At 45.3% G+C, this 24,843-nt stretch carries 28 protein-coding genes; 1 reads left to right on the forward strand and 27 read right to left on the reverse strand.

Annotation, left to right across the window (positions count from 1 at the left end):
• From hepS to BAMF_RS31580, 10 genes are all read right to left on the reverse strand, one after another.
• Window positions 1-756, reverse strand: coding sequence for a heptaprenyl diphosphate synthase component 1 (gene hepS, locus BAMF_RS31535; protein WP_014470046.1), 756 nt, complete (start codon window positions 754-756; stop codon window positions 1-3).
• A gap of 156 nt (window positions 757-912) precedes the next feature.
• Complete coding sequence (mtrB, locus tag BAMF_RS31540; protein ID WP_003153449.1) at window positions 913-1,140, reverse strand: trp RNA-binding attenuation protein MtrB; 228 nt, start codon at window positions 1,138-1,140, stop codon at window positions 913-915.
• 20 nt (window positions 1,141-1,160) lie between these two features.
• Window positions 1,161-1,733 carry a GTP cyclohydrolase I FolE gene (gene folE, locus BAMF_RS31545; RefSeq protein WP_003153448.1) on the reverse strand — a complete coding sequence of 191 codons (573 nt, stop codon included), beginning with the start codon at window positions 1,731-1,733 and terminating at the stop codon, window positions 1,161-1,163.
• Window positions 1,734-1,919: 186 nt separating this feature from the next.
• The gene (gene hbs / locus BAMF_RS31550) at window positions 1,920-2,198 is read right to left on the reverse strand and encodes a non-specific DNA-binding protein Hbs (RefSeq protein ID WP_003153447.1); all 279 of its coding nucleotides are present in this window, start codon (window positions 2,196-2,198) and stop codon (window positions 1,920-1,922) included.
• A gap of 375 nt (window positions 2,199-2,573) precedes the next feature.
• On the reverse strand, window positions 2,574-4,052 hold the full coding sequence (spoIVA, locus tag BAMF_RS31555; RefSeq protein WP_003153438.1) for a stage IV sporulation protein A: 1,479 nt from the start codon (window positions 4,050-4,052) through the stop codon (window positions 2,574-2,576).
• A 185-nt stretch (window positions 4,053-4,237) separates the two neighbouring features.
• Complete coding sequence (locus tag BAMF_RS31560) at window positions 4,238-4,972, reverse strand: hypothetical protein (protein WP_013352690.1); 735 nt, start codon at window positions 4,970-4,972, stop codon at window positions 4,238-4,240.
• Between the two features lie 21 nt (window positions 4,973-4,993).
• Complete coding sequence (locus BAMF_RS31565) at window positions 4,994-5,197, reverse strand: DUF2768 domain-containing protein (RefSeq protein WP_014470045.1); 204 nt, start codon at window positions 5,195-5,197, stop codon at window positions 4,994-4,996.
• Window positions 5,198-5,515: 318 nt separating this feature from the next.
• The gene (locus BAMF_RS31570; protein WP_013352692.1) at window positions 5,516-6,553 is read right to left on the reverse strand and encodes an NAD(P)H-dependent glycerol-3-phosphate dehydrogenase; all 1,038 of its coding nucleotides are present in this window, start codon (window positions 6,551-6,553) and stop codon (window positions 5,516-5,518) included.
• Between the two features lie 17 nt (window positions 6,554-6,570).
• Window positions 6,571-7,881, reverse strand: coding sequence for a ribosome biogenesis GTPase Der (gene der / locus BAMF_RS31575; protein WP_013352693.1), 1,311 nt, complete (start codon window positions 7,879-7,881; stop codon window positions 6,571-6,573).
• A gap of 191 nt (window positions 7,882-8,072) precedes the next feature.
• Window positions 8,073-8,675 carry a YphA family membrane protein gene (locus tag BAMF_RS31580; RefSeq protein ID WP_013352694.1) on the reverse strand — a complete coding sequence of 201 codons (603 nt, stop codon included), beginning with the start codon at window positions 8,673-8,675 and terminating at the stop codon, window positions 8,073-8,075.
• Between the two features lie 75 nt (window positions 8,676-8,750).
• Between BAMF_RS31580 and BAMF_RS40815 the strand changes: the two genes are divergently transcribed.
• Entirely contained in the window at window positions 8,751-8,882 is a 132-nt protein-coding gene (locus tag BAMF_RS40815) for a YpzI family protein (RefSeq protein WP_013352695.1), read from the forward strand.
• 33 nt (window positions 8,883-8,915) lie between these two features.
• On the opposite strand, the gene fni is transcribed toward BAMF_RS40815, so the two are convergent.
• The 17 genes from fni to BAMF_RS31660 all read right to left on the reverse strand — a co-directional run bounded on the left by fni (window position 8,916) and on the right by BAMF_RS31660 (window position 24,757).
• Complete coding sequence (fni, locus tag BAMF_RS31585) at window positions 8,916-9,965, reverse strand: type 2 isopentenyl-diphosphate Delta-isomerase (protein ID WP_013352696.1); 1,050 nt, start codon at window positions 9,963-9,965, stop codon at window positions 8,916-8,918.
• A gap of 14 nt (window positions 9,966-9,979) precedes the next feature.
• On the reverse strand, window positions 9,980-11,128 hold the full coding sequence (gene rpsA / locus BAMF_RS31590) for a 30S ribosomal protein S1 (protein ID WP_013352697.1): 1,149 nt from the start codon (window positions 11,126-11,128) through the stop codon (window positions 9,980-9,982).
• Between the two features lie 227 nt (window positions 11,129-11,355).
• The gene (cmk, locus tag BAMF_RS31595; protein WP_013352698.1) at window positions 11,356-12,030 is read right to left on the reverse strand and encodes a (d)CMP kinase; all 675 of its coding nucleotides are present in this window, start codon (window positions 12,028-12,030) and stop codon (window positions 11,356-11,358) included.
• A gap of 79 nt (window positions 12,031-12,109) precedes the next feature.
• Entirely contained in the window at window positions 12,110-12,286 is a 177-nt protein-coding gene (locus tag BAMF_RS41305) for a YpfB family protein (protein ID WP_013352699.1), read from the reverse strand.
• A gap of 46 nt (window positions 12,287-12,332) precedes the next feature.
• Window positions 12,333-12,989, reverse strand: coding sequence for a flagellar brake protein (locus BAMF_RS31600; protein WP_013352700.1), 657 nt, complete (start codon window positions 12,987-12,989; stop codon window positions 12,333-12,335).
• Between the two features lie 87 nt (window positions 12,990-13,076).
• A complete protein-coding gene (gene ypeB / locus BAMF_RS31605) occupies window positions 13,077-14,426 on the reverse strand; it encodes a germination protein YpeB (protein WP_013352701.1) in 1,350 nt (449 codons plus the stop codon).
• A gap of 24 nt (window positions 14,427-14,450) precedes the next feature.
• On the reverse strand, window positions 14,451-15,320 hold the full coding sequence (sleB, locus tag BAMF_RS31610; protein ID WP_013352702.1) for a spore cortex-lytic enzyme: 870 nt from the start codon (window positions 15,318-15,320) through the stop codon (window positions 14,451-14,453).
• A 129-nt stretch (window positions 15,321-15,449) separates the two neighbouring features.
• Window positions 15,450-16,106 carry a glutamic-type intramembrane protease PrsW gene (gene prsW / locus BAMF_RS31615; protein ID WP_013352703.1) on the reverse strand — a complete coding sequence of 219 codons (657 nt, stop codon included), beginning with the start codon at window positions 16,104-16,106 and terminating at the stop codon, window positions 15,450-15,452.
• A gap of 95 nt (window positions 16,107-16,201) precedes the next feature.
• Window positions 16,202-17,185: a YpdA family putative bacillithiol disulfide reductase gene (locus BAMF_RS31620; protein ID WP_013352704.1), complete on the reverse strand. Its 984-nt coding sequence runs from the start codon at window positions 17,183-17,185 to the stop codon at window positions 16,202-16,204.
• A gap of 105 nt (window positions 17,186-17,290) precedes the next feature.
• Window positions 17,291-18,565 (reverse strand): NAD-specific glutamate dehydrogenase, encoded by a 1,275-nt coding sequence (gene gudB / locus BAMF_RS31625; RefSeq protein WP_013352705.1) that lies wholly within the window; start codon window positions 18,563-18,565, stop codon window positions 17,291-17,293.
• A 161-nt stretch (window positions 18,566-18,726) separates the two neighbouring features.
• Complete coding sequence (locus tag BAMF_RS31630) at window positions 18,727-19,311, reverse strand: genetic competence negative regulator (protein ID WP_013352706.1); 585 nt, start codon at window positions 19,309-19,311, stop codon at window positions 18,727-18,729.
• 151 nt (window positions 19,312-19,462) lie between these two features.
• Window positions 19,463-20,251 (reverse strand): metallophosphoesterase, encoded by a 789-nt coding sequence (locus BAMF_RS31635; protein WP_013352707.1) that lies wholly within the window; start codon window positions 20,249-20,251, stop codon window positions 19,463-19,465.
• 86 nt (window positions 20,252-20,337) lie between these two features.
• Entirely contained in the window at window positions 20,338-20,796 is a 459-nt protein-coding gene (locus BAMF_RS31640) for a YpbF family protein (protein ID WP_013352708.1), read from the reverse strand.
• 63 nt (window positions 20,797-20,859) lie between these two features.
• On the reverse strand, window positions 20,860-21,636 hold the full coding sequence (locus BAMF_RS31645) for a LysM peptidoglycan-binding domain-containing protein (protein WP_013352709.1): 777 nt from the start codon (window positions 21,634-21,636) through the stop codon (window positions 20,860-20,862).
• A complete protein-coding gene (locus BAMF_RS31650) occupies window positions 21,614-22,201 on the reverse strand; it encodes a CPBP family intramembrane glutamic endopeptidase (RefSeq protein WP_013352710.1) in 588 nt (195 codons plus the stop codon). Before BAMF_RS31650 ends, BAMF_RS31645 begins: the two co-directional genes overlap by 23 nt.
• Before the next feature lie 14 nt (window positions 22,202-22,215).
• Complete coding sequence (locus BAMF_RS31655) at window positions 22,216-23,706, reverse strand: RecQ family ATP-dependent DNA helicase (protein ID WP_013352711.1); 1,491 nt, start codon at window positions 23,704-23,706, stop codon at window positions 22,216-22,218.
• Window positions 23,699-24,757 carry a YpbB family protein gene (locus BAMF_RS31660; RefSeq protein WP_013352712.1) on the reverse strand — a complete coding sequence of 353 codons (1,059 nt, stop codon included), beginning with the start codon at window positions 24,755-24,757 and terminating at the stop codon, window positions 23,699-23,701. The genes BAMF_RS31655 and BAMF_RS31660 overlap by 8 nt, the downstream gene beginning before the upstream one ends.
• Between the last annotated feature and the right edge of the window lie 86 nt (window positions 24,758-24,843).

Genomic DNA, 24,843 nt, shown 5'->3' on the forward strand with positions numbered 1-24,843 from the left:
TTACCCTTCTTCCACTTTCTGATGATATGTTTTGTCTTGGCTGATCGCTTGAAGCCGGTTCAGCATTAGATTTTGGATTGGTGAATTGAGCGGCAGCAGCGTTTCAATGCTTTGCTTCGCCTTCCGGAAGCTTTCTTCCAGTATGTCAGCCTTTGATTTTCCTGACTTTACAATATTGCCGATGACATCGAGAAATATAGCATTGCCGTTCATCAGCCGCTTATATACAAAAAAATCACTCGCCAGCTCTTTCCAGCGCGGAAGATTGAAGTGGTCTGACACTCTGTGAAACAGGGCCGCTTCCACAATCGCCATGCTTTCAATCAATTGATTCAAGTCATTGACAGACCGATCGTACAGACGGATTTTATGTTCATTGATTTCTTTAATTGCCGTAGCGAGCGTCCGAATCATATAGATATCCTTCATTTCAGATAAAAGCGAATAGTACAGTCCGCTGAAATAGTCGCCGGCAAGCACGGTGAGCTGCCGGTTTTTATTTTCGTCTCGCTTTAACGCTCTGGCTGTTGTCACTTCATCGTGGGTATCAAGGGCGCTTTGGACAAGCATCGCAGTTACTATGTAATTTTCTCTGTCGTTGTTCTTAATGTCAGCTTCTTCAAACAAAGCGTGAAAAAGAAGCAGCTTATCCTCATCGATTTTCGGCGCAGAAATATGTTTCGCTAAATAAGGATGAGACAGCTTTTGTTTTAATTTCGTATTTAAATTCGCTAAAGTTCCGTAGATGTCTTGCAAAAATATCACCCTTGTCCCCAAATTCACATTTATTCTAATATGTATGAGATTTATTCGTCATTATTATACGCAGGTATCATTATAGCATAAAAAAAAGAAATTGGCTGTATTCTCCCGCCGTTTGCGGGCAATCAGCAAAAGCGGGAAACAGCCGGCTTATTTTTTTTCGCTGTTCATTTCTCCGTAAGCGGTCTGGATGAGGGCGTTGCCTCTCACTTTGATGGCGGATGTATGCTCTGTAAACTGAGCGATAATCACTTCACCCTTGTCCAGTTTTTCGGAATGGTGGAATTTCGTATCCGTTCCTCTCGTTAAACCGATGACGTTCACACCGTCCTCGACCGCTTTAATGACGACAAAATCACTTGAATGCTTTGAATTCATATCTGCACCCTCTATCATTATTAATCCGCACGTTTAATATGTTCTAACACTTCAGAACGCGCCGCTGCGTCATCTTTAAAAATACCTCTTACGGCGGAAGTTACTGTTTTTGCCCCCGGCTTTCTAACGCCTCTCATCGTCATGCACATATGCTCAGCTTCGACGACAACCATGACGCCGTGGGGATCTAAGGTTTCTACGATGCTTTCTGCAATCGTTGACGTAATGCGCTCCTGCAGCTGCGGGCGTTTTGAGACGGCTTCCACCGCACGCGCCAGTTTACTCAGGCCCGTCACTTTACCGCCGCGCGGAATGTAGGCAATATGCGCTTTTCCGTAAAAAGGAACAAGATGATGTTCACACATAGAATGAAACGCGATATCTTTTACAAGAACAAGCTCCTCATGATCCTCGCCGAAAACGGTTTTAAAATGCTCTTTCGGGTCTTCGTTTAATCCCGAGAATACTTCAGCGTACATTTTTGCTACGCGTTTCGGCGTATCTAAAAGCCCTTCCCGGTCCGGGTCTTCTCCAATCGCCTCTAAAATCTGGCGAACTGCCTGTTCAATCTGTTCTTTATTAACTTCTTTCATTGTCTGTGTCCTCCACCATTGAATACATTTAATTTCGATTCTAGCACATTTGCCGCGCCAAAAGCAAAACGAAAGTCCTGCCCGGAGACCGAGGCTGCTTAAATATGAAAAGCCCCTTTATCAAGGGGCTTTTCTGTGAAGAAACAAAGTGTATGTATCAGATGCATACACGATCTATATTCACAATTATTTTCCTGCAACAGCGTCTTTAAGAGCTTTACCTGGTTTGAAAGCAGGTACTTTGCTTGCAGGGATTTCGATTTCTTCACCTGTTTGCGGGTTACGTCCTTTACGTGCAGAACGCTCGCGCACCTCAAAGTTACCGAAACCGATCAGTTGGATTTTATCACCATTTTTAAGTGCATCTAAAATCGTATCAAAAACAGAATCAACTGCTTTTGTAGCGTCTTTTTTAGACAATTCGCTTGCTTCTGCAACCGCATTGATTAGTTCTGTCTTGTTCATGCCTTTCACCTCCTCCCAAAAGGGTATCAATTCAGCAGTTTATTATCATTTCTTCACAGTTCAGTCTGATTCTAAACCTGTCTGATAAAAAATCAATCCAGGGAAGAACAGACAAGTAAACGGCTTTTCATAAGAAAACAGACACTTCGAGGAATGTTTGTCCAACAAAGTGAAGATTTTCTGTAAGTAGAGTAACACATATAAAAAGCCATATCAAGCATTTTAAAGCCCCAATCCCTTGCTCGTCAAGGTTTTCACGTGTTTTCCCGAACAAATATTCCTTTTTTTGCTTTTTTCCTCCTAATCCTTGATTGATTTCCAGTATCTAAATAGACATAAAAAAAGACCCCCCGTATCAGGAAGAGGTCCTTCAGCTTACAAAATAATTGCGATCAGGCCGCCTGAGCCTTCGTTTATAATTCTCTCCAGCGTTTCTTTCAGTTTATATCTCGCATTTTCAGGCATGAGCGACAGTTTTGCCGAGATTCCTTCTCTCACAATCGAGCTCAATGATCTTCCGAAAATATCAGAGTTCCAGATAGAAAGCGGATCATCCTCAAAGTCCTGCATTAAGTAGCGGACAAGCTCTTCACTTTGTTTTTCCGTCCCGATGATCGGAGCGAATTCACTTTCCACATCCACTTTGATCATGTGAATGGACGGGGCGACCGCTTTCAGCCTTACCCCGAACCTTGATCCCTGTCTGATGATTTCCGGTTCATCAAGGCTCATATCCGTTAAGGCCGGAGCGGCGATGCCATAGCCGGTCTGTTTCACCATTTTCAGCGCGTCTGATACCTGATCATATTCCTTTTTCGCGTGGGCGAAGTCCTGCATTAATTCAAGCAGATGGTCTTTTCCGCGGATCTCGACGCCGACCACTTCTTTTAAAATCTGGTCATATAAATGATCCGGCGCGTATAAATCAATTTCCGCGACACCCTGGCCAAGTTCAATTCCGGCCAAGCCTGCGCTTTCAATAAACTCAAATTCACTGAAGTGGCCGACAACCCGGTCGACGTCACGCAGGCGTTTGATATCTTTTACGGTTTCTTTCACTGATTCCTGGTAACTCTCTCTGAGCCAGTGATTTTCTTTCAGCACCATGACCCAGCTCGGAAGGTTGACATTCACTTCCAGCACAGGGAACTCGTAAAGCGCTTCTCTGAGGACGCTTAACACATCTGTTTCCCGCATGCTTTCAACACTCATGGCGAGGACAGGAATATCATATTTCGCGCTTAATTCAGCCCTGAGCGCTTCTGTTTCCGGGTGATACGGCTTCACCGAGTTGATGACCATAATAAACGGTTTGCCGACTTCCTTCAGCTCGTCAATGACTCTTTCTTCCGCTTCTACGTAATCGCCCCGCGCAATATCGCCGATTGAACCGTCTGTCGTAATGACGACCCCGATTGTGGAATGTTCCTGGATGACTTTTCTCGTACCGATTTCCGCTGCTTCATGAAAGGGAATCGGTTCTTCGTACCATGGTGTATTGATCATTCTCGGACCGTTTTCATCTTCATATCCCTTCGCCCCGGGAACAGTGTATCCCACACAATCCACAAGGCGGATATTGACATCAAGTCCTTCCGCCACATGTACGGACATGGCTTGATTCGGCACAAATTTTGGTTCTGTGGTCATAATCGTTTTTCCTGCTGCGCTTTGCGGAAGCTCATCCTGCGCCCGCGCTCGGTCGGCTTCATTGCTGATATTCGGGAGCACCACGAGCTCCATAAATTTTTTAATGAATGTAGATTTCCCTGTACGGACAGCGCCGACGACTCCTAAGTATATATCGCCTCCTGTTCGTTCAGCGATATCCTTGAAAATATCGACCTTTTCCAAGTGATCCCCTCCCGGACTTCCTATCCTTATCATTTTTCATTCACCATTCTTCAATCAAATACAGGACACTATATGTGTATGACGTTGTCCCATTTCAATATGACATCTTTAGAAAATTTTCAGGCAATCTTTTCTATCGGAATCAAAAAAACCTTTCTCCCTATTTGTATGCGCGGGAGAAAGGTTCATTCCTGTTTCGTTTTACTTTCTAAAAAAACGGGTTCCTGTTTTTCATTTACGGTGTATTTGACTGAAAAGGCCGGGACGAAAGGAGTCTCTTCCCATAAAATATCCTGAATTTCCGCGCCCGGTTTGATTTTCTTTTTGTTTTCTTTCAGACAGCGGGCGAGATCGACGCGATAGTCGGCATAGATTTCTCCATCAGCTCCGATTAAAAGCGGCAGAGACGCGCCTGAAACCGGACTTTCGACAGAAGGAGAGTCTTTCATGCCGAGCTTTTTTTTATTTAAAGTGAACAGCCCTTTTGAAACGGCGTCCTCATAGGGTGGATATGTATGCTTTTCCTGATACATTTTGACACGCAGCTTTATGTCGCGGATTGCCTCCGCCATTTGGAGATCGATCAGCTTCACAGTCGGCTTATTTTCCACATCGACAAGCACGTATTGGTACATTCCTCCGCTTTCAAAAGCAGAGGACGGCGGCTCCTCTATATATCTGGGCGCGAGCCGCTTAAAATCTATCGGATATTTTTGATAGATCGGTGTTTTCATATCTTTTGTCTGAATCGGCAGAAGTCCGCCGTTCGCCTTTTTAAATTCATCCACCGCCGCTTGAACCTGCTGAAGCTGATGCTTGTAAGATACTTTATTTTCAGTTTTTTCCGCTTCAGGATACAGACAGCCGGACAGCAGAAGCACCGCAATTGCCGTTATGACGGCCATTTTTAACTTATGCATTCCGCGCCCCCTTTTTTTGCTTTATTCATTGACAGGTCCGCTGAAAACGACCATTAACACGATCAATCCCGAGATGACCATACAGGCATAAGCGAGTGAAGAAACTGCTGCTTTTATCAGCCTGTTTTTAACTTTGTACCTGCTGACATAAATAGAGGCCACCGCCACAAACATTAATCCCATAGCACCAAGCGCAAACCACATTTTCATCAATGCCACACTCACGTCCGTGCCCCCCGTCCAATCATTGTAAGCGTTATATTTCATTTTAATATACAAATGTTGAAAAGATCAACAGGTTTTCCATCTATTGAAAAAAACAAAAAACTGAAGCAAAGAGGGGGACTTTGCTTCAGTCAAGTTGACTATATTCACCTATACGCCTGAGATACACTCTCTTGGACTTCGATGCTATAGTATGCGTAGATGCGTACGTCTGCATCCTCTTCTGCCTAAATCAGCAAATGTTTTGAGCGATTTCAGCCGGAGAGTTCCGCGTTTTGGACTTTCGTCACTTCAGAATATGCTGACGGCATGTTATTGTCACTTTACCCGGTTTTCGAATGTGTTGACCAAGTCTTCCATCTCATGGGTTTTCACTCTGGCCATTAAGGATTCTACGGCCGTTTCTACCTTCTGCCCGTTAAATAACACTTGGTGAAGCGCCTCTGTAATCGGCATTTTCACTTGATATTTTTGAGACAGCTGATATGCCGCTTTCGTCGTCCGCACACCTTCAACAACCATTCCCATCTGGTCAAGGACTTCTTCAAGCTTATACCCTTTTCCAAGCAGGTTGCCGGCGCGCCAGTTCCGTGAATGAACGCTTGTACACGTCACAATTAAATCGCCTACGCCTGTCAGGCCGGAAAAAGTAAGAGGATTTCCGCCCATCTTTGTTCCGAGTCTGGCGATTTCAGCAAGACCGCGGGTGATTAAGGCCGCTTTTGCATTATCTCCGTATCCCAATCCGTCTGTAATTCCCGCTGCCAGAGCGATGATGTTCTTTAGCGCTCCCCCTATCTCAACACCGATCATATCCGGATTGGTATACACGCGGAAATGCTGGTTCATAAATAAATCCTGAACCGCTTCTGCAGCCTCGATATTTTTTGAAGATGATGTAACGGTCGTCGGGTGTCTTAATCCGACTTCCTCAGCGTGGCTCGGTCCTGAAAGCACGACGATGTCTTTTCTGTACTCCTCAGGCAGCTCCTCCTCCATTAATTCTGAAATGCGGAGAAGCGAATCCGGCTCAATCCCTTTGCTGACATGAACAAAAATTGATTTCTTCGGGATGTAAGGCAGAGCCTTTTTCAGCACTTCCCGAATGGCTTTTGTCGGAACCGCCACAATGATGAAGTCAGCTCCATTTAAAGCCTCGCTTACATCAGCTGTTCCGATGATAGAACTTGATAGCTCCACCCCGGGCAGATAATCTTTGTTTTCATGCAGTTCGTTGATTTGATCGATCAATTCGGCACGATGTCCCCACATCATGACTTGATGTCCGTTATCAGCCAGCACTAAAGAAAGTGCAGTGCCCCAGCTTCCCGCTCCAAGCATTGCCACTTTTTTCATCTCTGTATCACACCTTTTTATTTTCTTGCTCTTGCAAATATTTTAATTGGCGTACCTTCAAATCCGAAAGCATCCCGGATTCGGTTTTCTAAAAAGCGTTCATAAGAAAAATGCATCAGTTCCGGATCATTGACAAAAACAACGAAGCTCGGTGGCTTAACAGCGACTTGAGTCGCATAATAAATCTTCAGGCGTGAGCCGTTGTGCGTCGGAGTCGGATTCATGGCGACCGCATCCATGATGACGTCATTTAAGACATTTGTCTGTACGCGGAGAGAGTGGTTTTCACTCGCTTTAATAATCGCAGGCATGAGTGTATGAATCCGCTTTGTCGTCAGTGCCGACATAAACAGCACCGGCGCATAATCGAGAAATTGGAAATGCTCGCGTATATTCTGTTCAAATTCTTTCATCGTGCTTTCGTCTTTATCAACGGCATCCCATTTGTTTACGATAATGACGACGGCTTTTCCGGCTTCATGGGCGTATCCGGCGATCCGCTTGTCCTGTTCGAGGATGCCTTCTTCTGCATTCAGCACAACGCCGACGACGTCTGAGCGGTCAATGGCTTTTAACGCCCGAAGCACGCTGTATTTTTCTGTTGTTTCATATACTTTTCCCTTTTTTCTCATTCCCGCCGTGTCGACGATCACGAATTCCTGCTGGTTATAGGTGAATGCCGTATCCACAGCGTCTCTTGTCGTACCCGCCACGTTGCTCACGATAACCCGCTCTTCTCCGAGCATCGCATTGACAAGGGAGGATTTCCCGACATTCGGGCGGCCGATCAGACAGAATTGAACGACATCATCATTATACTTTGTTTCCGGAATGTTTTTAAAATGCTCGGCACATGCATCGAGCAAATCTCCTAATCCCAAACCGTGAGTACCCGAAATAGGGTACGGCTCTCCAAAGCCGAGCGCATAAAAATCATAGATGTTCGCTCTCATTTCGGTATTATCTAATTTATTAACGGCTAATACGACCGGTTTTTTCGTCCGGTACAGTATTTTTGCCACTTCTTCATCCGCAGACGTCACACCTTCACGGCCGTTCACCATAAAGATGATCACATCAGCCTCGTCCATGGCAATTTCAGCCTGCTGGCGGATCTGTGTCAGAAACGGTTCGTCTCCGATATCAATTCCGCCCGTGTCAATCAGGTTAAAATCATAATTCAGCCATTCCGCCGAACTGTATATCCGGTCCCGCGTCACTCCGGGGGTATCTTCTACTATTGAAATTCTTTCACCCGCAATCCGGTTAAAGATTGTGGATTTTCCCACATTCGGTCTTCCGACAATGGCTACGACAGGTTTACCCATAGTACCCTTCCTTTCAATCCAGCCGCTTACATTTTCACAAAAATTGTTCAACCGGTTATTAAAAATCATCTTCGCTATGAAAAGAACCCTTCAAACAGAAGGGCTTAACTCATTTATTATATCAGTTTTCACTGAGATCACAATGTATTCTTCAAAATGTTTCGCATTCATGTAACAGTCTCCGTCCGTTTTCAAGACATTTTTGTCGCCCCTTTGCCCTGCTTTTTGCTTTTTTGGCTGATGCGTGCGGCGAGCTGTTCATATGTAGTCAGCCCGACAAGCAGGATCACTCCCGCCGAGCAGCCTGAAAGCCATTGATAGCCGCCGACGGCTGCCGCACCCGCAATTTTGTGAATGACCGCCGAATACAATAGCTCTCCTTGGCACATGCCGAGAACAAAAAGACAAAGCCTTTCAGGAAATCGCCCCTCAACAGAGACCGTAATCACGGTAAGCAGTATGACCGCCGCCCACTCAGGTTTTATGATAAACCAAACAGGGTCATATAATGCAAAAAGAAAAATAAAGCCGTACGCTGCCGAAGCCGTCAGATGAATCACAATATAACGAAGCCGTTTATGCATGCCGAGACTCCCCGCGTAAACAAATGCCGCAGCAAAAAACATGACATATGCCGCGTTCAGCGTAAAATAAGCCGTCATCTGATGTATGCTTGCCATCATATTAGTCAAAATAAAGACTGATACGTAAAAACGGCTTTTCGTTTTGGCAAAAATAAAAGTCGCAAGTATCCATAAAAACCACATCGACCAGTAATAATAAAACGGTTCCATAATCGCTCCTCCTCTGACCAGTATGGAGCGGTAACGTACTTTTTAAACCAATAAAGCTGAAAGGAGCAGATGAAGATGGGTAAAGACAGACAGGAGAAAAAACTGAAAGCCTCCCGCCGGGTGGAATCGGATCGCGATGAATCGATTCACCATAAAGGTGCGACAAGCCTCGAGCAAAACGGGGAATTCCGAAAAAGAAAATCGTAAACAGAAAAAAAGGCATGCGGGTACGCATGCCTTTTAACGTCTGCTGAAACGGGATGTGTCAATTCCCCGTTCAGAAAGCCAGTGATGTGTGTCACCTTTTATGACCAAAGGCGCCTTTTGCAATTGGGCAACCGATTGACAGCCGAGAACGGTCATAATCATTTTCAGCTCTTCCAACAGCGCCGTCATCTCGTCAAACAGACCCTCTTCTCCTTTTGAGGTGAGAGCTTTCAGGAAAATGCCCGCCATTCCCGCAGAAGAAGCGCCGAGGGCAATCGTTTTAGCGACATCAAGCGCACTTTGCAGCCCTCCGGATGCGATAATTGATTGATCAACAGAAAGCGAATGGATTTCCGCTAAGCTGGCTGCAGTGGAAATTCCCCACGTATTAAAAAATTGAAGCGCCTTCTCTCTGCGCATATTTTCAATTTTAGAAAAATTTGTCCCGCCGTACCCGCCGGCATCAACAGCCGCCGCCCCAGCATCAAATAACTGCCGTGCCGATTCCCTGCTCATGCCGAAGCCGACTTCTTTAACGAAAACGGGCACTCCCGCTTCATCTACAATCTGCTCAATACGGCGGAGAGCGCCCGTAAAACTTCTGTCGCCTTCAGGCATGACGATCTCCTGAATCACATTTAAATGAATCTGCAGGGCGTCCGCCTCAATCATATCAACCGCCCTTTTCGCCTGCTCGGCGTCCGCCTCGCTCCCTAAATTCGCAAATATTAACCCGTTCGGATTCTCTTTTCTGACGATCTCGTAAGAATACCGTTCAGAGGGATCTTTTAAGGCTGACATTTGCGAACCGACAGCAAGCGGCATGCCGGCTTTGCGCGCGGCTCTTGCCAGTGACCTGTTAATTTCGTATGTAAGCTGTCCGCCGCCGCCTGTCATCGCATTGATAAAAATCGGCGAACTGCTTGTGAGTCCGCCGATTTCCGTTGAGATATCCACTTTTTCCAATGCAAGGTCTGGCAGGCTGACATGAACAAACGTAATATCATCAAGCCCCGTTTCCCGGTTTTGGCCGGTAGACAGCGCATGATTTATATGTTCTCTTTTTCGTTCTGCTCGTGTCACGTTTTATCACCAATTTATTTTAATTTATTGAGCTTGTCCCCGATTAAATCGCCAAGCTGGAAGCCGGTGCTCGGCTCTTCTTTCGCCTGGTATTGACGGAAGTCCTCCTGATCGGCTTTCGGCGCTTCCTCAAGCTCACGCATGCTTAAGGAGATGCGTTCTTCGCTTTCGTTCACGTCAAGGACTTTCACTTTAACAGTCTGTCCTTCTTCCAGCACTTCATGCGGCGTTCCGATATGTTTATTGGAGATTTGTGAAATGTGCACAAGACCTTCCACGCCCGGAAGAATTTCAACGAAGGCGCCGAAGCTTACAAGGCGCTGCACTTTTCCTTCAAGCACATCTCCCTGCTTTACCTTTTCGCCGATCTGGCTCCAAGGTCCCGGCAGCGTTTCTTTAATAGATAAAGAAATACGCTCGTTATCACGGTCTACGGACAATACTTTCACTTTTACGTCCTGACCTTCTTCCACCACGTCTGACGGTTTTTCGACGTGTGAATGAGACAGCTGCGAAATATGAACGAGTCCGTCAATTCCGCCGATGTCGACAAATGCGCCGAAATCAGTCAGGCGCTGTACTTTTCCTTCAAGAACGCTTCCAACCTCAAGCGTTTGGAGAAAATCATGTTTTTTGGCAGTCTGTTCTTTTTCCACTACAGCACGGTGTGACAGAATCACCCGGTTTTTATCACGGTCAAGTTCAACGACGATAAGAGAGAGGGTTTTCCCTTTATAGTCAGTGAAATCCTCGACGAAATGAGCTTCGACAAGTGATGCGGGAATGAAGCCGCGAACGCCGATATCAACGACGAGACCGCCTTTCACCACATCTTTCACTTCAGCTTCAAACACTTCTTTTGTTTCGAATTTTTTTTCAAGGTCTTCCCAAGCGCGGTCAGCATCAACGGCACGTTTAGATAAAATCAAAGCATCGTCTTCCACTTTTGTTACTTTCAGGTCAAGCTCGTCGTCAACATTTACGACATCCGATGCTTTCTCTACATGAAGACTTGATAATTCACTGATTGGAATGATTCCGGACTGTTTGACATTGATAATTTCGACATCTACATGCTTGTCCTCTACCTTTGTCACAATCCCTTTTACTACATCTCCAACCTCTGGCACTTGAACATCAATTTGATTCATTTCCTCTGTCATTTGAATAACCTCCTTGGTCCAAACCTACACAGCTTAATTAAAACGGTTTGAAAGCTGAACATGTGAATGTCCGCTTTTCAGCCGAATATGTATTAAAGAATCATCCAAAAATATTTTGAATGATCAATAAAAAGTTTTATTAGTATTAACTTCTAATAAAAGGACTGGTTTGTCAAGCAATAACATCTTGTTCTTATGAAAAAAATTTAAAATGCGCTCCGGCCAAGTTAACGTGATTTCTGTTCAACGATCTCCAGAATTTTTCCTGCGACTTCGGCAATGCTGAGTGACGTCGTATCGATTTCAATCGCGTCCTCCGCTTTGCGCAGCGGGGAAAATTCCCTTTCTGAATCGAGTTTGTCGCGTCTTGCAATTTCTTCAATGAGCGTTTCGTAATTCACGTCATAGCCTTTTTTCTTATTCTCCTCAAACCGGCGCTTCGCTCTTTCCTCTACGGACGCCAGCAGGAAAATTTTCACTTCCGCATCAGGCAGCACGTGAGTACCAATATCACGGCCGTCCATGACGACGCCGCCTTTTTCTCCGAGCTGCTGCTGTCTTTTCACCATTTCTTCTCTGACGCCTTTATGCTTGGCGGCGATGGATACTTGGTTGCTGACTTCGTCTTTTCTGATTTCTTCTGTCACATCTTCTCCGTTTACCAGAACGATTTGTCCTTCCGGAGCGGATACAAGCTCAATCTTCGTATGCTTTAACAGCTCTGTGAGCGCGGCTTCATCCGTTAATTCGGCATTTTGCCTGAGCGCCGTATATGTAATGGCACGATACATCGCTCCTGTATCAATGTACACATATGATTTCTTCTCAGCTACTATTTTAGCAACGGTGCTTTTTCCGGCAGCCGCCGGACCGTCGATCGCAATTGATAATTTCTTGTCCATAATCTCTCTCCTTGCTCTTTACTCCTCTATGGATTGTATCATGAACTGCCCGAAAAAGGGCGAAAAAAATTGAGCTGACTTACCGCTTTACCGTTTCAATCCATTCTTTTTTATCCATTTTATCAACTCCCTCATATTTCACGGCTTTCGAAATATAAGGTTCAATAGGCTGATAATGAAGCAAAAATTGTACCGCGCCCAAAATCACGAGCTGAATGCAGACCAATTTGACCAGCAGACGTTCAAACGTTTTCATACACGCGCACCTCCATTAGGATTAGTATGGAAAAGTACGCTGCTGTTTATTCCGGCTGACTGTTTCTTCTCTGCTGCAGCTGCGCGCGCATACAGTATTGGAGTAATTGCTGCTGCGATCCGGCATCGATTTCTGTAAATTCAAGCGTCATTTTTTGTTTATCCGCCTTTTCATCATAAAAAAACCGCTGGGTAACCGCTTCAGCTGATATATCGTCTGTATTTTCCTTACCCGGAAGAGAGAATGAGACATACAGCTTTTCACCCGGTTCCACGGAAATATGCTCAGGCATCACAACTGCGATTCCGCCGGCGCTGATATTAGAGGAAACCGTTTGAAAGGCGGTTTTTTTCGCTTTTATTTTGACGGATACATTCAATACAGCGTCTGCACGGACGTACCGGCGTCTTTGAATCCGCTTCATTTCCTTTTTAGGGGGGATATCCAATCCGATCATCGGGATAGGATCTTTTTTCTTTCCTTTGATTATGCTTTTAAAATGATACGGCACTTGGCCATTCCCCATAAATTCCGCTGTTATTTCCAGCCCTTTGTGCAAAAAGACCGTCCGTCCCGAATCCAGATCGACGGGATATGAGATATGCAGTTCGCCGTTTTCAACGCTGACAGCCTTGCTCCTCGCTTTTTTTGGCTCATTGTTCTCTATGTATTCAATCCAAATATAATCTCCGACAGCTATCATGGGCCTTCACTCTTTCATTCTTTATGCTTTTATTAAAGCATGTAATGAAAAAAAGGAAAAGACTTTTAGTCCTTTCCTCCTTTATTTTTATAGGTCTTTATATATAGGTTCTGCACTTTTTAATTTTTCTATTTTTTCCTCTTTTCCATCGTCTGCATTTATGAACATTTGATACGTGTCTTTCCCGATCGTCCCGAGTATTTCGTAGCAAAGCACTTCCTGACCGAGTTCATTCGTGATCAGTGCCTGCCGCGTCTCCCGCACTTCAACATTTTTATTCAGCTTCGCTTTCGCTTCATCAGCCGATAAAGCCGGAGTCGGAATCGTTCTCGTGTGATGCGCGGCCAGGTAATCACGCGCGGAAAAACCGACGACTTCACCGTCATCCAGCGCCACTTTCATTCGGATGGCTTCCGGATATATGCGGACGTTTTTCTCAACGGGAATAAAAGAGAAGACGCCGATGTTATTGTATTGCGCGCTTTCATCAATTTCGAGGCCTTTTGTTTCATAACCGTTTTTCTTTAAAAACGCGACGGCCCGGTTAGATGCTTCATTAAGGCTGATCTTTTGTTTCTTCACGGCCCGCTTTTGAATTAAATATACCGGATGTCCGCCTTTTTGGGTAATATCCATATAGATCAACGATTTGTGATCGGCATCATTCATGCGGATGCTGTATACGTCCCGATTCGTCTTCCGGCCGCTCTTGACCACTTTAATGGAATAATTATGATCAGGCGCAAACCGTTCCGCGATTTTTACCGCTTCTTTTTCTGTAATTTGTTTGCCTTTCAAATGCGTAAAACCTTTTCGTTCTGTATTTGTTGCCGTAAACGTGGGGCTGGTGTTGTCTTCAGAAAAAGCGCCTACGTTTTTTTCGACTGTTTTAAAGCTGTTGACGATCGTGTTATCGCTTTGTTTTTTGTCAGAAGCGAGCGCCATTTCAACATCCATCCACCGTAAATTTTTGCTCATGACGAGATGCTGAACGCTGCGGAGCTGGTTTTGAATGTTCTCCGCCTGTTTATACAGGCTGTTCAATGTCGTATATTCTTTTTTATCAAGCGGTTTTTGATCTAAATCCCGGACGGATGTTTTATAGCTGAAATCTCCTATATTGGATAAAAACTCCTCCGTCTTATTAAAAGGCATAAGTGTCAGCGGCAGCTGGCTCACATTGTTATGAGCTTCAGATGTTATTCTCCATACATCAATGAGCGCCGGTGACAGAGATTTTTTACTGTTCATGGCAAGCGTCGTCCCGATTTTGTCGTGAAGCTGATCAACATGGTAAGTCAGTTCATGAAAAGCCCTCTGATAATTATTTTCCGCGTGCAGAAGGACCGCATCCTTTTCCTGATGCTCTTTATAACCCCAGTATCCGGTTGCGACGATCACGACACCGAGAACAGCGATAATAATTCCTCTAATCATGTTAACACCTCATTTTTCGTACTTTTACTCACAGAAAATGTGTTTTCCGATTCTTTTAATCTGCGGCCGTCCCCAAATCCATTTGCTTGTCGCCGTATCAGGGTTAAAATAATAAAGCGCGTTTTCAGAAGGGTCCCAGCCGTTAATCGCATCAAGAACCGCTTCTTTTGCTCTTTCATTCGGCTGCATATATATTTGCCCGTCGGCAACGGCGGTAAAAGCGAGCGGTTCGAAAATGACGCCGGCCACCGTATTCGGAAATAACGGGCTTTTAATACGGTTTAAAATAACCGCGGCGATGGCAACCTGTCCTTCAAACGGCTCACCGCGGGCTTCCCCGTACACAGCCTGCGCCAGAAGATTGATATCGTTGTTTGAGAAACCGCCCGGCATATTGGCCGCTGTCGTGTTTTGCTTTTGTTCTGACTGACCGCCTGTATTGTTTTGCGGTTTTTGAGCAGGCTTATTCGTTCCCGCCGCCGGCTTCTGTGCGCCTGCTGACGGTTTCGTTTGATTTTTTAAAGGGACGTTGCCGTAATGGGTGAACGTATTCCCTTTTTGAATCTGCTCCATTACATATTCGCGGTAATATTTTGATTTTGAAATCAGCACCTGTTTGGTTTTCGCACCGACGAGACCGTCAACCGCCTTCATGCCGAATTTCTCCTGAAAATTTCGTACGGCCCAGTATGTGGTCCACCCGTAAACACCGTCGATTTTCCCGTTATAAAATCCGTTATATTGAAGACGTGCCTGCAATTCTATAACATCATCACCAGTCGCGCCTCTTTGAATCACTTGATTTGAAAACGCATGGGCCGTTTCATGTTCGAAAAAAGCGGCAGCGAAAGAAAATAGAATGAGACATGCCATAAACGCTCCTTTGCACTTCATCTTTTCAAGCCTCCTCAGCAAAATTTAAACTGTACCCGTATTGTCTGTCACGCGGTTATTTTTATACACCGTTTCCTCTTATCCCCCCTAAGGCATAAAAAAAGAAACTGCACGCGATGCGCAGTTTCTTCACACTTGAATCATATTGACGGAACGTGCTTTTTTTGCCTTCCGCAGCCCGAACCACCATAAAAACAGCATAAACGGCAGCATATAATATACCCAATGATTGAGGGCGGTCAGAATAAAATCGTAAGAACCGTGCAGACATGAAGGCACGATCAGCGAAATCACAAGCCACTTAACGCGGGCTTTTTTCTGTGAAAAGCGGGCTTTTCCGAGATAAAAGCCCATAATCACCCAGATCAGCGCGTGGCAGGAGACCGGCAGAAGAGCCCTGATGAAAGCATGCTCAACACCGTGGCCGAATAAATAGAGAATATTTTCAAGCGTGGCAAAGCCTAACGACACACTGGCCCCGTAAACGATTCCGTCATAATGCTCATCAAAATGAGCATGCGGGTACACACTGATCATCAGAACAAACCATTTCACCGATTCTTCCAAAAAACCTGAAGACAAAAAAGAAACGAAAAAGCTTCCTCCCCCTACATGCTCTTTTTCAAGAACATATTGGATAAACATGGTCGGAAACACGAGTACAACTCCGAGAAAAAAAGACCTCAGCACCATATGTACGGGTTCATTGTCATACTGATCTTTTAAATAAAAATAGCTTAACAGCGCAATGCCGGGAGCGATTCCTGCAGAGATGATTGCAAACATCAGGCAACCTCTTTCCTTTATATTCCTATATCTATCGTACCATGTTGTTCATATTTTTACATCTTTCAATTTCTAAAAAAAGAGCATATGAATGATCATATGCTCTCTGCACCCAGCCGTTTTGAAATTTCTTTTGCGATCAAGCCGCCGTGAAAACGGCCGTTTTCGATAAAAATTTCATTGGCGTTATTTCCTGCCGCAATGACTCCGGCAATAAAAACACCGTCAACATTTGTTTCCATCGTTTCTTCCCGGAAAAACGGTCTGCCTGATTCTGCATCAATCTGGACACCGATTTTTTCGAGAAAACCGTGATCCGGATGATATCCCGTCATGGCAAATACAAAATCGTTTTTCAGCCTGACCGTCTCATTCCGGCCTGAGCGGAAAATGATCTCATCTTCCGTCACTTCTTCAAGACAAGCGCCGAATTCCATCCGGATCGTGCCGTTTCTGACGAGGGCCTCAAACTCGGGCAGAATCCACGGCTTGATGCTCGGGGAGTATTCATTCCCTCTGTAAAGCACCGTGACGCGCGCGCCGGACTTCACCAGTTCCAAAGCCGCGTCCACGCTTGAATTTTTCCCGCCGATTACGGCAACATCTTTATCAAAATAAGGATGGCCTTCTTTAAAGTAATGAAATACCTTAGGAAGCTCTTCACCCGGTATGTTCATATAATTCGGATGATCATAATATCCTGTCGCAATAATACAAAACGGAGTGAGATAGCGGTCTTTTGACGTTTCTACAAGAAAACGGCCGTCTTCCTGTTTTGTCACGCGCTCCACCGTTTCAAAGGCGTTTACGCGCAGCTCTTTTCTTCTGACAACCTCTCTGTAGTACGAGAGAGCCTGAATTCTGACCGGTTTTCTGTTTTCCGTAATAAAGGCGACATCGCCGATTTCTAATTTTTCACTTGAACTGAAAAACGTTTGGTGTGTCGGATAGTTATAAATGCTGTTTACGACATTTCCTTTTTCGATCACAAGGGCGTTCACGCCGATTTGCTTCAGATGTATAGCCGCCGATAATCCGCAAGGACCTCCGCCTATTATAATTGCTTTTTCTTCTGTCATGTCCTTCAACTCCTGCGATTGGCATTTCCATCATAAGTTTCCACTCATATAAAAAATCTCCTATATCATCATAGGAGATTTTTTTTGTTTATGCAAACGATTGGTTTATATCCAGCCTCTGAAGCGCGAAGCCTCCGCCATTTTCCGCACGCCGACCATGTAAGCCGCAAGCCTCATGTCAATCCGGCGGTTTTGGGACATTTCATAAATATTATTAAACGATTTTACCATCATATTTTCCAGTTTTTCTTCGACTTCTTCTTCACTCCAGTAGAAGCCCTGGTTATTTTGAACCCATTCGAAATAAGAAACCGTTACACCGCCGGCGCTCGCCAAAACATCGGGAACAAGCAGCGTTCCTTTATCTGTCAGGATTTTCGTTCCTTCCAGTGTCGTCGGTCCGTTTGCCGCCTCTACCACGATTTTCGCTTTAATGCGGTCAGCGTTTTCATCTGTAATTTGGTTTTCTATCGCTGCCGGGACAAGTATATCACAGTCAAGCTCAAGCAGCTCCTGATTCGTAATGGTGTCATTGAAAAGCTTCGTCACTGTTCCGAAGCTGTCTCTGCGGTCAAGCAGATAATCAATATCAAGACCGTCCGGATCGTAAAGACCTCCGTACGCGTCAGAAATTCCGACAACTTTCGCGCCGGCGTCATGCATAAACTTAGCCAGATAGCTGCCCGCGTTTCCGAAACCTTGTACGACGACGCGCGCGTTCTGAATATCAAGACCTTTTTTCTTGGCCGCTTCTTTTATGCAGATGGTGACGCCTTTTGCTGTAGCTGATTCCCTGCCGTGGGATCCGCCCAGTACAAGCGGTTTTCCCGTAATAAAGCCAGGTGAGTTAAATTCATCAATTCTTGAATATTCATCCATCATCCAAGCCATAATCTGCGAGTTTGTAAATACGTCTGGTGCCGGGACATCTTTAGTCGGTCCGACAATCTGACTGATTGCTCTGACGTATCCTCTGCTCAGTCTTTCAAGCTCTCTGAATGACATATTTCTCGGATCACAAACAATTCCGCCTTTACCACCGCCATAAGGAAGATCAATAATTCCGCATTTTAAACTCATCCAGATAGAAAGTGCTTTCACCTCTTTTTCAGTTACATTCGGGTGAAAACGAATACCGCCTTTTGTCGGACCTACGGAATCATTGTGCTGTGCACGATAGCCTGTAAATATTTTCACAGACCCGTCATCCATCCGAACCGGAATTTTAACCGTTAATAATCTGAGCGGCTCTTTCAGCAGTTCATACACTTCTTCTGGATACCCCAATTTTTCCAGAGCTTTATGTATTACGGTTTGGGTTGATTTTAATACATCATGTTTGTCTTCTTCATTATGACCGGTGAATCGATCGGCTTCCATTTGAGTTAACCTCCTAAAATCTTCTGTTTCTCTCATGCTCCCTTTCAGTGACTAGTATACACCTTCAATATCTCCGTGCATAGAAGAAAGACAATGATTTTTCCATTATTTCGCTTAAAAAAAGACGGCCGCTGAAAACAGCTGCCGTTTCGTCTCTTTTTTTATGAAAAATGTCTCTCGATGGTCTCCACAGCATTGCCGTCCATGATGAGTTTTCCGTACTCATGGAGCCTGTAAATCGTAATCGTCGCAGGGTGCCCGTATTCGGCCAGCACCGCGACAACGCCTTCTGCAGAACGGGAGCCGAGGTCTTCAAGACTTACATAGTACTGGTCCTCATAGTGGTAGACGGTTCCGCCGGTAATCCCGATGCGATGAAGGCTCCCGGCAAGCTGAATGATATCTTCAAACGAATGGAACTGATAAATAATATCCGGGCTTTCGTCAAGTTTGACCTGCATCTCGATATAATCGTCGTCATATTCGTCGTCTTCTGCGTCCGCGTCATGATTTTTCGTGACAATCACAACCATGCCTTGTGCCTGAAGAGAATATACTTCCACCGCGATCGGACCATTCGCTTCAAAGCCGAGCTCTGTATTTGCTTCATTCATCATATCTTTAAATAACTGGTGGACTTTAAACGAGTCCTTCCAGAGGTCTTCTTTTGTCAGTCCCCGATCAGTCAGATCGTCGAGGGTTAAAAAGATTTTAATCTTATTATAGTTCAGACGCTCAAGCCGCATAATGTTCCCTCCTGCCTCTTCTTGCACACAAATCATATAACACAGTATATGAATAAATGAGTCATAGGTTCTTAATTTGTTATCAGTTTACACCGTGTACAGCGGGAAGACAAGCAGAATGCCGTTTTTTATCGACTCGGCCGGATTTGTTTCAGGAAAACGGCTCATCCGGTCCGCACAGGGTGATGATATGCGTCTCAGGTTTCGCTCCGAGCCTCAGCGGAACTTTTGTCGTCCCGTAGCCGTTGCTGATCAGGTAATGCGCTTTCTTTACCGTTCCCGTCCCGCCCAATTCATACGGACCGAACCGGCCGAAACGGATTTGGCCGCCGTGCGTATGGCCGCTGAACACAGCGTCAATTCCGTCAGACTCATTCATCTGCTCATGGATGCCCGGGTTATGGCATAGCAGAAGGTTTACTTTGTTTTCGTCCGTATGTCTGATTGCAGATTCGTAATCATCCATCATCATTCTGATATCATCCACCCCGCAGATCGTAACCGTTTCCCCTTTATAAGCAAACTGAACCGATTCATTTCTCAGCGGGATCACTTTATATGCCTGAAGAAGAGAAAGCAATTTTTGCTGGCTGACCTCGTAATCATTATTTCCCCACACATAAATAACAGGCGCAAGAGCAGTCAGACGTTTGATGTTTTCCTCGATTCTGGCGTATGGAACTCCGCCCTCCGCCAAATCACCGCCGAGCAAAACGGCATCCGGCTTATAAACTGATGCTTCCCGGAGAAGCTTTTCATCAATTAAACGGCGGTGCACGTCAGATATAAAAAAGATGGTGAGCGGCTTCATCCCTTTCATTTTATCAAGCATAAATGTATGTGTTTTCAGGTGGCTGCCGTTTGCCGTTTTGTACATGACAGCCGCCATAACCGCAGCCGCTCCCGCCAATGAGCCAAGAATTCCCGCTGTAAGCTTCATAAACGCACTCTCCATTCTGTCATTGTCTTACATTAGACGGACAAACAAAAAAAGACGTTTCTATCCTTTCCGGAAAACGCCTCTTTTTATTTGCTTTCAAAATAAAGATTGATATCATACCGATGTTTCATCAGGTGAAAAACAGATTCTCTCGCCCCCCATTTTTCCGGCTGGGGCCATAAATCCGTGCTTTTTTGGATAATTTCACATCTCAGCTTATGAAATTCACCCTCGGCTTTTTCTTCCTTTTTTTTAAAATAATAAGAAGTGCAGTACGCAAAAGCGGAAGCCATAATCCAGCACAAATAAACCGTATGGCCTAATATTTCCTGCAGAATCAGCTGCGGAGAAGCTTGAGGGGCATTGAAGCTTTTAAAAATCAGCAGTACGCACATCAGGGAAAAGCAAACGAGGGACGCCCACTGCCATCTTCGGCATTGCTTGGCATAATTTTCGTATTTTAATTTCCGTTTAACCAGCGCCTGAAGCATTTGTTTCGTCGGTCCGTCAGCAAATCGGTCTAATTGCTTCCATAAAGAATCCATTCGCTTCACACCTTGTCCGTTTTCATTGGTACACTATATGAAAGCCGCGGTGAAAATATGTATTTATTCGGAAAGCGGGATGTTCAGAACCTGGCCTGTATACACATCGTTTCCGTTTAACCCATTGTAACTGCGGATTTTTTCTTCGCCTGCACGGCTTTTATAATATTTCATTGAAATGCGGTAAAGCGTTTCTTTCGGCTGGACAGTATGCTGGACGGTCCGCACTTTTTGCTGGACGGTCTCCGCTTGATCACTGCCGGCAGCCGGAACTCGCTTTTCACGGACAGCCGGCGGAGACTGCTGTTTTGTCTCCGCGTATTCGGTTTCTGTCGGCTTTACCTGTTTTTCTGAAGCTGTTTCCGTTTTTTTCGGTGTTTTTTCACTCGGTTTTTCTTTCGTTTTTTCAGATGGAGCCGCTTCTTTCTTTTCTTTGTCCTCAGACTTTTTTTCCGGCTTTTTTAAAAGAGCGGTTTCAGATGTTTCTTTCTGCACGTCCGCTTTCGGAATCACGGCAGGCGCGCTTTCACTGTGGTCTATAAAGACATCTTCATAATCCTTCGGGTCAAATCTGCTGCTGTTTGTCATATACAGAAGACCGAAAAAGACACCGATTGTCACAACAATAAACAGGACGGTCAGAAAAGTGAACAGCGGCGTTTTTGTTTTGGTTTTTTCCTTCACCTGTTCTTCCTTTTTTTTACGCTCCTCTTTTACAGATTGTCTTGTCGGGAGGCTGTCTTCAAGATATTCAATTTGTTCATCCGCGGCCGCGGCAATCTGCTGCTCGGCACGCAGCTGCTGAGCTTTTTTTCTTTCAACTCTTGACATTTCCGTCATGCAAACCCCTCCTAACATATTGAAAACGGACCTGACAGGCAAATACCGCATCAATAATAAAATGTGCTGTAACCGGAACGAATAAATTACCGGTCCATTCATAGATAAGCCCCAGCAAAAGACTGATGCCCGCAACCATAATAAACAGAAGCCATTTCGCCAAGTATCTGAAATGAAGCACGGTAAAAATAAAGCTGGCCGCCCATAAGCCGATATGTGTCTGCAGAACGCCTCTGAATAAAATCTCTTCGCTGAACGCAATGAGAAGCGTCAAAAACAAAATGTGCAATACCGGCCTTTTCTTAAAAAGCAATACATTAATACCGCCGTCATCATATAAATTCGAAGGACACCATTTCATCACCGCCAGATCGGCAAAAATGACAAGGACAGCAAGAGTTACACCGTACCATATGATATTATCGTCACGTATATGCCACAGCTTTAAAAAATCGTGAACATCGGTAAAACAGAAAAAGCCGATGACAGCAGAAGCCGCCAATATGAGCAATTGGGTGGCATAAAGCTGTATAACAATCTCCCTGTCTGAGAGCTGATGGATCAATTCGCTTTGCCGTTTCAGCTGAACTCACCCGCAGACTCTAAACCGAAAATCCGGTCTAATTCCAGCTTCCAATCTTCAAACCGCTCCATGTTTTTCCGTTCTCCTTTTTGCTCGTATGGGGTCAGATCCATTCCGCAGCTGCTGCAGCATTGCCCGGTTGGACCTTCAGGCTCATACGATTCATCAAAGTAAGCTAATAGCGCTTCTCTTATACATTCTTTCCGCTCCAATAACGCCGAAAAGCGGTTCATTTTATGCAGCTTCTTTTCCACGCGGCATGTCAGTTCTTCTTGCAGCTGCTCTTTATTGGTTTTTCCTTGCAGGTACAGGTGGATGGCCGTTCGCGCCTGTGTTTCCTGAACGCCCTTGCTTATCAGAACATCCCGAAGCTTTCGCTCATCGCTTGTACCGGCGTCCCGTATGACGGCCAGAATGCCTTCCAGGTCGTAATCGGACAAACTTTCTGTCTGAATAATCTGCTGCTGAAGCTCGGTATCGCCCGGCGCTCTCAGCAAAATACTGACACTTGGGCTGCCGTCGCGGCCCGCTCTTCCGATTTCCTGCATAAAGGCCTCGGCCGTTTGGGGAGGATAAAAATGAATAACAAAGCGGATATCAGACTTATCCACACCCATGCCGAACGCATTGGTGCAGCAAATGCAATCAAGCTGGTTATGGATAAATTGCTGCTGAATTAATATCCTGTCGCCTGTATCCATTCCCCCGTGATAATAATCCGTCCGCTTTCCCGTTTTTTCGTTCAGCTCGGCCGCAAGCTCTTCCGCCCATTTTCTGGTCGGACAATATACGATGCCCGGGCCCTCGAGCTTTTCGGCAAGCTCTGTGACCCTGCTGATTTTTTCGGCATTATCAGCCACATGTTCAATCGCCAAGAGAATATTCGGCCGGTTGACCGAATATAGATGGCGCACCGCATGCTCAAGTCCGAGCACATCCGTCACATCCCTGAGCGTTTCTTTCGTCGCTGTCGCGGTCAGCGCCAATACAGGCGGCTTGCCGAGTGCTTGCCTGAAAGGTCCGAGCTTTGAATAATCAGGCCTGAAATCATGTCCCCACTCTGATATGCAATGAGCCTCATCAATGACAAATAAACTGACCGGGACGTTTTTCAAACGATTCAGCACATAAGGTGACGAGAGGGCTTCAGGAGACATATAAAGAAATTTGTAACGGCTGATGTTGCTGAGGACAAAATGCCGCTCGTCAGAATTCAGCATGCTGTTTAATGCCGCAACCCGCTTTTCTCCTTTCGCTTTCAGCTGCTGCACCTGATCTTCCATTAATGAAAGAAGAGGTGAAATAATCAGTACCAGCCCGTCCATTATGTAACCCGGAAGCTGATAGCATAATGATTTCCCCCCGCCTGTCGGAAGCATGGCAATCGTATCCTTCTTTTGAAGCACGCTGGTGATGATTTCTTCCTGCCCTTTTTTAAACGAATGCAAACCAAAATTCCGGTATAAAGCTTTGTGCAGCTCAGTCATGCTGTTTCACCGTCTTTGCCAGCGCCAGCCTGATCTGAAAATAGCTGAAGCGCATCTGCATTCCTTCGCGAATCCGTTTAATTTTATTCGTTTGATGCTGTTTTGCAAATGCCGTTATCATACGCTGTTCCTCTTCAGAAATGTACTGTTCTATAAAAAATGCAGGCTGATGCAGCGATATTTCTACGATATGATCTTCGATTGTGGCAGTTTTTAAATTTCTGATTGCGGCGATCCGTTCAATCGGAAACCCTTTTTCCAAGAGCTCATAGGTTTTTCTGGCAGACTGCGTGAGCGCGCTTTCCGACTGCAGGTCGGACAACAGTTCGCGCAGAGCTGGATGTGCACATTGCGGAAGCGATTGAATAACATAATGTACCGCTCCCCAAAACTGAACGGACACATACCATTCATCTTCGTTCAGCTGAAGAGCGAGCTGCTTATTCGTGCTGCCGATTCTGTCGAATGAGGTTAGAGAATAGACGAAAATAAGCGCCTGCCGTTCACTTACGCCTTGCAGAAGCTGAAACAGCGTGTCATGCATTTGGACGGAGAGTTCTTTGACATCTCTGGTTTTCCGCATAAACCGTTTGACCCATCTCAGCGTCTGTACATCGTTTGTAACCGGGATATATTGACTGCATTGATGCTCTTTGTTTGACAGGACTTGAATGAGCAGGGACAGCCGCTTCCAGAGGATGACAGCCGGCGTTTGATAATTCGCGCCGTGGCAGTGCTTCGGCCAAGGCCGCTCTGCAAACGCCCGTTCAAGCGTTTGAACGCCGCGTGCAGTCACTTTCCACGTTCCCTCTTCTTTTCCGGCTGTAATGTATGAGTCTCCGGTGAGTTTATGCATCGAAGCAGCAATATCGCCGCGTTCGCACTGTGAAGCCATGCCGAAATATTTAGCGATCTGAAATAAGCCCGCATCCTGAATGGTTTGAGACGACTTTTTTCCTTTTAATAAATGAAACACGGCACTCGGAGTCCGTTCGCCGTCTATTTTGTCCAGACAGTCGAGAACCACGGTATCAAAGTAGTTTATCGCCAATCTCAACACACCTACATTTCTTCTCTCAACAAGTTTCGTTTTTTTGTTCTTTTTATTTTAACAGATTTTCATATAAATTTGACGTT

It is taken from the genome of Bacillus amyloliquefaciens DSM 7 = ATCC 23350 (assembly GCF_000196735.1).
GTDB classification, from domain to species: Bacteria; Bacillota; Bacilli; order Bacillales; family Bacillaceae; genus Bacillus; species Bacillus amyloliquefaciens.